Source organism: Roseateles sp. (assembly GCF_036486225.1).
In the GTDB taxonomy this organism is placed as follows: Bacteria; Pseudomonadota; Gammaproteobacteria; order Burkholderiales; family Burkholderiaceae_C; genus Roseateles.
Map to the genome: position 1 here is coordinate 1 of NZ_DASVNZ010000406.1, position 8,816 is coordinate 8,816.

9 protein-coding genes are annotated in these 8,816 nt (G+C 69.5%); 5 read left to right on the top strand and 4 right to left on the bottom strand.

All coding sequences use genetic code 11. From position 1 onward, the window contains the following. Positions 1-32 precede the first annotated feature (32 nt). A complete protein-coding gene (locus tag VF536_RS26340; RefSeq protein WP_331617909.1) occupies positions 33-578 on the bottom strand; it encodes a YbaK/EbsC family protein in 546 nt (181 codons plus the stop codon). A gap of 141 nt (positions 579-719) precedes the next feature. On the opposite strand from VF536_RS26340, the gene VF536_RS26345 reads away from it, so the two are divergent. Further along, complete coding sequence (locus tag VF536_RS26345; protein WP_331617910.1) at positions 720-1,673, top strand: LysR substrate-binding domain-containing protein; 954 nt, start codon at positions 720-722, stop codon at positions 1,671-1,673. A gap of 114 nt (positions 1,674-1,787) precedes the next feature. Here the strand turns inward: VF536_RS26345 and VF536_RS26350 are convergent, their stop codons facing one another. Further along, entirely contained in the window at positions 1,788-3,749 is a 1,962-nt protein-coding gene (locus VF536_RS26350) for an FTR1 family protein (protein WP_331617911.1), read from the bottom strand. 289 nt (positions 3,750-4,038) lie between these two features. Here VF536_RS26350 and VF536_RS26355 point away from each other — a divergent pair, with 289 nt between their 5' ends. The 4 genes from VF536_RS26355 (at position 4,039) to VF536_RS26370 (ending at position 7,694) form a co-directional block, all read left to right on the top strand. After that, the gene (locus VF536_RS26355) at positions 4,039-5,205 is read left to right on the top strand and encodes a CoA transferase (protein WP_331617912.1); all 1,167 of its coding nucleotides are present in this window, start codon (positions 4,039-4,041) and stop codon (positions 5,203-5,205) included. After that, on the top strand, positions 5,205-6,095 hold the full coding sequence (locus tag VF536_RS26360) for a CoA ester lyase (protein WP_331617913.1): 891 nt from the start codon (positions 5,205-5,207) through the stop codon (positions 6,093-6,095). The genes VF536_RS26355 and VF536_RS26360 overlap by 1 nt, the downstream gene beginning before the upstream one ends. Before the next feature lie 47 nt (positions 6,096-6,142). After that, a complete protein-coding gene (locus VF536_RS26365; protein ID WP_331617914.1) occupies positions 6,143-7,108 on the top strand; it encodes a tripartite tricarboxylate transporter substrate binding protein in 966 nt (321 codons plus the stop codon). Between the two features lie 112 nt (positions 7,109-7,220). Then, positions 7,221-7,694, top strand: a complete 474-nt coding sequence (locus VF536_RS26370) for a thioesterase family protein (protein ID WP_331617915.1) — start codon at positions 7,221-7,223, stop codon at positions 7,692-7,694. A gap of 1 nt (position 7,695) precedes the next feature. Here the strand turns inward: VF536_RS26370 and VF536_RS26375 are convergent, their stop codons facing one another. Next, positions 7,696-8,322, bottom strand: coding sequence for a MarR family transcriptional regulator (locus tag VF536_RS26375; protein WP_331617916.1), 627 nt, complete (start codon positions 8,320-8,322; stop codon positions 7,696-7,698). Continuing rightward, a partial coding sequence (locus tag VF536_RS26380; protein ID WP_331617917.1) for an MFS transporter occupies positions 8,319-8,816 on the bottom strand: 498 nt, incomplete at its 5' end. The genes VF536_RS26375 and VF536_RS26380, both read right to left, overlap by 4 nt.

Sequence of the window (8,816 nt, forward strand, 5' to 3'; positions counted from 1 at the left end):
CTCTGCGGTGGCAGGCATCAAGGTCGATGTGCTCACGATTGCGCCACCTCGATCACCGGCGCGCCGGTCAGCGCGACGAGCTGCTGCGGCGTCATCAGGAACACGCCGTTCGGATGGCCGGCCGCAGCCCAGATCGCGTCGAAGCGGAACAGCTCCTGGTCGATGAACAGCTGCGGGTGGGCGCCCTCCTCCACCGGCTGGAAGCCCAGCGGCGACACGCCGCCGATCGAGAAACCGGTGCGTGCCTTCACGTAGTCGGCGTCGGCGCGACCGAGCTTGCCGGTGTGGGCTTCGAGCTTGCGCTCGTCGACGCGCTTGTCGCCGGAGGCGATCACCAGCACGGCGGCGCCGTCGGCCTTGCGCTTGAACACGACGCTCTTGGCGATCTGCCCCAGCGCGACGCCGAGGGCGTCGGCCGCCTCCTGCGAACTGCGCGCGGAGACCTCGAGCCAGCGCGGCTCGTGTTCGTGGGACAGCGCGCGCAAGGCGGCGCTCACGCGGAGGAAGCCGTCGGGGCGGACGGTGTCCGTCGCTGCGGAGGTCGCGGCGGTTGGTGCGGGAGAGGTCGTGTCGCTCATGCCGCGCATTGTGCCAAGGCCGTCGGCGCGCGATGGGCGCAGCGGCGCAAGACCGCAGCTCGCGCACATCGCCGTGGTGCGAAGGTATCGTGCGACGGTCCCCTTCCCGTCGGGAACGTCCGCATCACCGGAGATCGATTCGTGGAACTGCGCCAGTTGAGGTACCTGATCGGCGTCGCCGACGCCGGCAGCCTGCTGAAGGCGTCCAAGCTGCTGCATCTGGCGCAGCCGGCGCTGGGCCAGCACATCGTCGCGCTGGAGGAGGAACTCGGCGCGACGCTGTTCGTCCGCTCCAGCCGCGGCATGGCGCTGACCGACAACGGCCGCCGCTTCGTCGAACACGCGCGCAAGGTACTGGCCGAGCTCGAGGCCGCCAAGGCCTCGGTGCTGGCCGACGGACAGCACCTCACCGGCGAAGTGATCCTGGGCCTGCCCACGACCGTCGCGCTGGCGGCGACGGTGCCGCTGCTGCGCCTGGTGCGCGCGCGCCTGCCGCTGGTGCGGCTGCGCATCGTCGAAAGCCACAGCGGCTTCCTGCGCGAATGGCTGCAGACGGGGCGGCTGGAACTCAGCATCCTCTTCGAGGACCGACAGGAGCCGTGGCTGTCGCAACGGCAGCTGCTGACGGAACAACTGGTCCTCGTGGGTGCTGCGGGCGCCGCGGGCGCCGGAACACCGCCGATGGCGCGCGAGGTCCCGCTGCGCGAGCTGAGCCGCCTGCCCATGATCCTGCCCAACACCGAGCACGGCCTGCGGCGCATCATCGACGCCGCCTGCCGCGCCAACGGCGTCGACCTCGACGTCGTGGCCGAGATCGACTCGCTGCCCGCCGTGAAGACGGCGGTCGCCGCCGGCCTCGCGTACACGATCCTCTCGCCGGGCTCCGTCAGCGAAGAACTGCGACAGGGCCAGCTGCGCCAGGCCGTGATCCGGGATCCCGAGATCCGGCGGACCATCTGCAGCTGCTTCGCGCTGACCCGCTCGCCGGGGCCCGCGGCGCGCGCGGTGAGCGATCTCGTCGACGAGGTGATCCGGGAGCTGGTGCTGACCGGGCAGTGGCCGGCGACGCTGGCAGGTCAGCCGGTCCTGCCCTGAATCACCGCCCTCATCGCCCTCATCGCCCTCATCGCCCTCATCGCCCTCATCGCCCTCATCGCGTTCATCGCCCTCATCGCCCTCATCGCCCTCATCGCGTTCATCGTCCTGCGCTCATCGTCCCGCGCTCGCGGGCTTCGCCTTGGCATTGCGCAGGAAGAAGCCCAGCACCAGCAGAAGCACGAGCGCCTGCGCCGTCAGGCCGATCACCGACGGATAGATGCCCAGCAGTTCCAGGCGCGGCGCGGACAACGCACTCGGCGCGATCCAGCCCGCTTCCTGCAACGCGGCGACACCCTTGCCGGTCAGCACGACCGCCAGGACGGCCACCAGCCATGAGCTCACCGAGAAGAACGTGCCGATCGGCAGCCGCGCGCTGTAGCGCAGCAGGAGCACCGTGATCAGCACCAGGCCGAGCACGCCGACACCCAGACCTGCCAGGATCGCGCCGTCATTGCCCTGGCCCCACAGCGCCGCGTAGAACAGGATGGTCTCGAAGACCTCGCGGTACACCGCCACGAAGGCCAGCGCGAACATGAAGAAGGCGGAGCGGCGCCCCAGCGCCGCGGACATGCGCTCGCGCAGGTAGGCCTGCCATTGGCCGGCCACGCTCTTCTGATGCATCCAGACGCCGACGCTCAGCAGCACGACGGCGGCGAACAGGCTCGACAGTCCCTCGGTGACCTCGCGGTTGGCGCCGCTGATCGAGACCGCGTAGGTCGCGATGGCCCAGGTGACGCCGCCCGCGGCCAGTGCGCCGATCCAGCCGGCATGGACATACGGCAGCACGTCCGGACGTTTGGCCTGGCGAAGGAACGCGATCATCGCGACGACGACAAGCAGCGCCTCGATGCCTTCACGCAGGAGGATCGTCAGGCTGCCGAAGAACGCCGCCGTCGCATCGGCGCCGGAGGCCGCCAGCACGTGGTCCGCGTCGTTGAACAGTCCGTCGATGCGGGTCCCGGCCGCTTCGACTTCCGAAACCGGCGCCTGGGCCGCGATCAGCGAGCGGTACTGGCCCATGGCCACTTCGATCTGGTCCTTCAGCGCGCCCTCACGCGCAGCGAGCGCCTGCTCGTAGGGTTCGACGCCGTCCAGATAAGACGACAACGCGAGCTCGGCGGCCTCCTTGGGATGACCGGCCTTGAACGCAGCGACGCTCTCATGCAATCGCTCTCGCGCCAGGGTGAGGCGGTTCCCGCGAGGCGCGACCAGCGCCTCGGGATGCGCATGGAGGTAGGCCATCGTTGCGGTGGCCTGGTCTTCACCGAGCGAGGTGGCGAGTTCGGCTTCCGTGAGACGGACGAAGTGATCCATCCCGGTCACCTCGTCGCGGACCTTCTGCGACTCCTGCCAGAGTTGCTGCCCCTGCTCGCGCTGCTTGTCGTCGTGCGCGAAGGTGCCCAGATACATCGCCACCGCCCATCGATCCTCTTCGGAGAGCTGACCGAAGGCCGGCATCGCCGTTCCCGCGATCCCTTGGCTGGCCGCTTGGTACAGCGCGAACACGCTGCGCTGGCGCGCCCGCTCGTGGTTGGTGAACGCGATCGGCCGGGGATCGAGCTGCCTGGCCAACGGGCCGTCGCCGTTGCCCGACGCGCCGTGGCAGGCCGCGCAATTCGCCGCGTAGACCGAAGCGCCCAGCTTCAGGTCGGGCAGCGCCGTCGGCGCGAGCGGGACAGGGTAGACCGCGATCAGATGATTCGCCAAGGCCTTGGCCAGGCCGCCGACCTTGGCGACATCGGACTTGGCGGCGATCTCGGCCTGAAGGGCTTCGCTCTCGCGCAGCAGCGCGGCGCGTTCGGGCTTGTCCTCCAAGGCCGCGATCTTGTCGTGCGCGGTCTGCGCGAACTCGCGCATCTCGTCGTACTCGGACTGCGCCACGATCTTGCCGTCCTGCACCGCGCCCGCGTAGTCGACGGCCAGGTAGTCGAGGATCTGCCACACGCGCCGCACGTCGGCTTCCGCGGCGCTCGCCGTGCCGCCGGCAACCAGGCCGATGAAGAGCAGGCAAGCCGTGAAGAGCTTGCGCACGATCCGGAGGGCGGTTGGCGGATCGACGTGAGTGCGACTCATTGTTGTTCCCGAGCGAAAAAGTGGCCCGCCGTGCGGGCCCGAGGAATGCGTCAAGCGCGGGGAGCTCAAGAGCCGCCCCGCCGTCAGGAGCCCGAGTATGGCCGTCCGGGGCGGCGGAAGGTTTCAGCAAGCTTGCAAGGCTGGGCGATCGTGCGGGTCTTCGTCGGGATCTTCGTGGGGCGAGCGAGGCGACGCCGCTAGTCCGGATCCGGCTAGCGCCTAACCGACATCCGTATTTCCCAGCGACGGCGCGCGTCCGTAGGCTGCTTCCATGAAAGGAAGCGCCTCCATGAGTTCTGAGCAGTCCCTCCCCGACGAGCGCCAGCCGCTGTCGGACGTCCTCGTGATCGACCTGTCGCGGCTGGTGTCGGGCAACGTGCTGACGCATGTGCTCGCGGACCTCGGCGCCGCGGTCGTGAAGATCGAGTCGCCCGAACGCGGCGACGACCTGCGCGCCTGGCAGCGCCAGGGCGTCAGCACCTACTGGCTGGAGTACAGCCGCAACAAGGACAGCGTCGCGCTGGACCTGCGCTCGGACGAGGGCATGGCCTCGCTGCGATCGCTGATCGCGCGCGCCGACATCCTGGTCGAGAACTTCCGGCCCGGCACGCTGGAGAAGATGGGGCTGGGTTACGACGCGCTGCAGCGCTTGAATCCGAAGCTGATCGTGGTCCGCATCTCCGGCTGGGGCCAGACCGGCCCGTTCGCGAAGAAAGGCGGCTTCGGCTCGCTCATCGAGGCCATGAGCGGCTTCGCCGCGATGAACGGCCACGCGGACCGGCCGCCGGTGCTGCCGCCGTTCTCGCTCGCCGATTCAGTGGCCGGCTTGCATGGATCGACGGCCGCGCTCGCCGCGCTGCTTCGTCAGCGCGCGAATCCGTCGCCCACGGTCCAGGAGATCGATCTCTCGCTCTTCGAGCCGCTGTTCTCGATGCTCGGCCCGCAGGCCTCGGAATTCCAGCTCACCGGCCAGGCCACGCAGCGCTCCGGCAGCCGCTCGCCGACCCACGCGCCGCGCAACGTCTACGCGACCAAGGACGGACGCTGGGTCGCGTTGTCCGCCGGCATGGCGGGCACCTTGCAGCGCCTCTTCGCGGGCATCGGGCACCCCGACGCGTTGAAGGACGAACGCTTCGCCACGCATGAGGCGCGGCTCGCCAACATCGATGCGCTCGACGATCTGATCCAGGGGCACCTGTCGACGCTCACGCTCGCCGAGGCGCTGGCCTTCTTCGAGGATCGCGACATCACCGCCGGCGAGGTCTGCGACATCGAGGACCTGCTCACGCACCCCTACATCCAGGAGCGCGAGCTGCTGCTGGACACGCCCACGCCGGACGGGCGCACGGTGTCCGTGCACGCCGTGCCGTTCAAGATCAACGGCGCGCGGCCGCCCGTGCGCCGGCCCGCGCCGGCCCTCGGCCAGGACAACGACAAGTGGTTGAAGGATCAATGATGAGCGGCCGCGCCTATCACCCCTATCGCTCCTACCTCTTCGTCCCGGCCGACAACGAACGCCTGCTGCAGAGCGCGTTGAACAAGACGCCCGACGTCGTGATCCTGGACCTCGAGGACGGCGTGCATCCGAGCCGGAAGGCGGCCGCCCGCGCCGGCGTGGCGTCCGCGATCGACCGCGTGCATGCCGGGGGCAAGGTCGCCGCGGTGCGGATCAACGGCTCGCTGAATACCGCCGTCGACGACCTGCGCGCCGCCGTGTCACCGGGGCTGCGCCTGCTGGTGCTGCCAAAGGTCGAGCATGCGCGCGATGTGCAGTTGCTGGCCGGCATCGTCGACGACCTCGAACGTGCGGCGGGCCTGCCTGCGGGCGAGGTCCGCTTCCTGCTCCAGATCGAGTCCGCCGCGGCGCTGCCGAGGCTCCACGACATCGCGGCCGCGTCGCCGCGCGTGCATTCGATGATGCTTGGCAGCGAGGATTTCTCGCTCGATGTCGGCGGCCTGCCGACACCACAGGCGCTGCTCACGCCCAGCCTGATGGTGCTGTATGCGGCACGCGCGGCCGGCGTGCTGCCGGTGGGCTTCGTCGGCTCCATCGCCAACCTCGGCAGCGTCGAGGAATTCGAGGGTCTTCTGCAGGAGGCCCGCATGCTCGGCTTCCGCGGCGCGGTGGTCGTGCATCCGAAATTCGTCGATGCGATCAACGCCTGCTACACGCCCACGCCCGAGCAGATCGCCCAGGCGCGCGCGATCGTCGCGGCCTTCGACGTCGCGGATCGCGACGGACTCGGCGCGACCAAGCTCGGCGATCTGATGATCGACAAGCCCGTGGTGCTGCGCGCGAAGGCCCTGCTCATCGAGGCCGGGCTCGATCCCGCCGGTGAGGGCTGAATGCCCTCGCCTGACGACTTTCAAAGACAATAACAGGAGACAAGGTCATGCTGACGAAACGAGAGTTCTGCGCCTTCACGGCGCTCAGCGCGGTCCTGCCCGCGGCACGCGCGCAGGGGTATCCCGGCAAGCCGGTCACCATCGTCGTGCCGCAGGCCCCGGGCGGGACGAACGATGCGGTGGGCCGCATCCTGGCGCAGAAGCTCACCGAGAAATACGGGCAGGTCTTCAACATCGACAACCGCGCCGGCGCGGGCGGCAACATCGGCACGGAACTCGCCTCCCGCGCGCCCAAGGACGGCTACACGCTGCTGCTGACGATCAGCAGCACACAGGCGATCAACCCCGCGCTGTACCGGCGCACCGGCTTCGACCCGGTGAAGGACTTCGATCCCATCGCGCCGATCGGTGTCGTGCCCAACGTGCTGGTCGTTCATCCAAGTTTCCCGGCCAGGGACCTCAAGGGCTTCATCGCCGCGGCGAAGGCGAAGAGCCCGTCCTACCAGTACGCCTCGGCGGGCAACGGCTCGCTGAACCACCTGCTGGGCGAGATGCTCAACCGCTCCGCCGGACTGCAGCTCGAGCACGTGCCGTACAAGGGCGTCGGGCCGGCGTTGACCGACATGCTGGGCGGTCAGGTGAGCGTCGGTTTCGCGAGCCTGCCGTCCTGCCTCGAGTTCGTGCGCGCCGGCAAGCTGGTCGCGCTGGGCGTGAGTTCGCCCAAACGGTCCTCGGCGCTGCCCGACGTGCCCGCGATCGGCGAGGTCATCTCGGGATTCGCGGGCGAACTCTGGGTCGGACTGTTCGCGCTCCATGGCACGCCCGACGCCATCACGAAGCAGTTGGCCGACGACGTGACCCTGGTGATGAACGCGCCCGACGCGCTCGCCAAGCTCAAGGCCTTGGGCGTGGAGCCGCTCAGCGGCGGACCGACCGCGCTGGCGGCGATGCTCAAGCAGGACATCGCCCGATGGGAGCCGATCGTGAAGGCGTCAGGGGCGCGCGTGGACTGAGACGGCAACTGCGGCGGGACTCGATGCGAAGCGAGTCGATGCGAGTGGCGTTCATCCGGATTAGGGCGAGCGCTCTCCTGCGACGCGCGGCCTTGCGTTATGGTCCGCGCCCATGACCGACGTGAAGAGCCCTTTCGAGCCCGAGTTCACCACCGCGCTGTGCGAGATCTTCGAGCAGCTGATCACCTTCAACCAGGTGCTCGGCGTGAAGATCGACGAACTGCAGCACGAGATCGTGCGGGCGCACATCCCCATGCGGCCGGAGCTGGTCGGGCACTACGCCCACAACCGGCTGCACGGCGGTGTGATCAGCGCGACGCTCGATTCGATGGGCGGCCTGGCGGTGATGGCGGCCATCGGCGCACGCCACCTCGATGAACCGCCGCAGCAGCGGCTGCAGCGCTTCGCCAAGCTCGGCACCATCGACCTGCGCGTGGACTATCTGCGTCCGGCGATCGGCGCGCTGTTCCGCTGCGAGGCCGAAGTGATGCGGCTGGGCAGCCGCGTCGCCAACACGCGCATGGCCTTCACCGATGAACAGGGACGTTTGCTGGCAACGGGGGCAGCGGCGTACATCGTCTCGTGACCTACACCGCGCTGATCCGATAGGCACATCGCCGCGCGCCGGCGAGCAGATGCTCGGTGCGCTCGATGGTGAGGCCAGGCCCCAGGCAGCGCTCGAACAGCGCCAGCTCCGAGCGGCAGAAGCCCTGACAGCTCTGCGCGGCCGCGCAGATCGGACAGTGATCTTCCACCAGCAGCCAGTCCTTGCCGACGCGCTCGGCGCGCGCCATGTAGCCCTCTTCGGCGCGCAGCCGCGCGAGCTCGCGCACGCGGTCGCCGGTCGTCCGGCACCGATCGATCGCCGCGCGGTAGCGCAGCTCGCTGTCACGCTCACGGGCGAGGATCAGTTGATCCAGCCCCGCTTCGCCGAAGACCGCGCGCGCCTGCTGGATCAGCTGCACCGTGAGGTCGGCATGCCGATCCGGAAACCGCCCATGCCCCGCCGCCGTCAGCGACCACAGCTTGCGCGGCCGTCCGGCCTCGCCGCGCTGGTCGTCCTGCGCCTCGACCAAGCCCTGCCCCGCCAGCCGCGCGAGCAGCTTGTGCGCGCCCATCGGCGTGATGGCGACGGTCGCGGCCAGCGCCGCCGCCGCTTGCGGGCCGCGGCTCTTGAGCTCGAACAGCAGCCGGTCCTCGTTGCCCTGGCTCATGAATGGCGCCTCGCGAAACGGATGAAGCCGATCGCCGCTCCCAGACACATCGCCCCGCCCAGCAGCATGATCCAGCGCGCCGACAGCATGCCCAGCGCGCCGCCGATCAGCGCGATCAAGGTGTTGGACAGGCAGAACACCGTCGTCAGCAGGCCCATCACGCGGCCTTGGCCATACGCCGCGAAGCGGTCCGACATCCAGGCCGGCATCAGCGCGTTGTAGAACGACAGCGGAATGCCCAGCAACGGGATCAAGGCCAGACCCATCCACGAGGGCGCCAGGCTCAGCGCCAGCAACCCGATGGCCGCGACGACCGCGAAACGCGCCGCCCGGTGCAGCGGCGTCGGCCCCGAACCGATGCGTGCCGCGAAGATGCTGGCCGCCGTCATCGCCGCGCATTGCACCGCCGTGACCAGCGCGATCCCGCGGCTGTCCAGGCCCGCCTGCTGCAGCATCCACAGCGGCGCGAATTCATACAGCGCGTTGACGCCCAG

Bases quoted from the DNA above. Each gene is read 5' to 3' on its own strand.
- VF536_RS26375 (WP_331617916.1), bottom strand. From the start codon at position 8,322: ATGAGCCAGGGCAACGAGGACCGGCTGCTGTTCGAGCTCAAGAGCCGC.
- VF536_RS26365 (WP_331617914.1), top strand. From the start codon at position 6,143: ATGCTGACGAAACGAGAGTTCTGCGCCTTCACGGCGCTCAGCGCGGTC.
- VF536_RS26355 (WP_331617912.1), top strand. From the start codon at position 4,039: ATGAGTTCTGAGCAGTCCCTCCCCGACGAGCGCCAGCCGCTGTCGGAC.
- VF536_RS26370 (WP_331617915.1), top strand. From the start codon at position 7,221: ATGACCGACGTGAAGAGCCCTTTCGAGCCCGAGTTCACCACCGCGCTG.
- VF536_RS26340 (WP_331617909.1), bottom strand. From the start codon at position 578: ATGAGCGACACGACCTCTCCCGCACCAACCGCCGCGACCTCCGCAGCG.
- VF536_RS26350 (WP_331617911.1), bottom strand. From the start codon at position 3,749: ATGAGTCGCACTCACGTCGATCCGCCAACCGCCCTCCGGATCGTGCGC.
- VF536_RS26360 (WP_331617913.1), top strand. From the start codon at position 5,205: ATGAGCGGCCGCGCCTATCACCCCTATCGCTCCTACCTCTTCGTCCCG.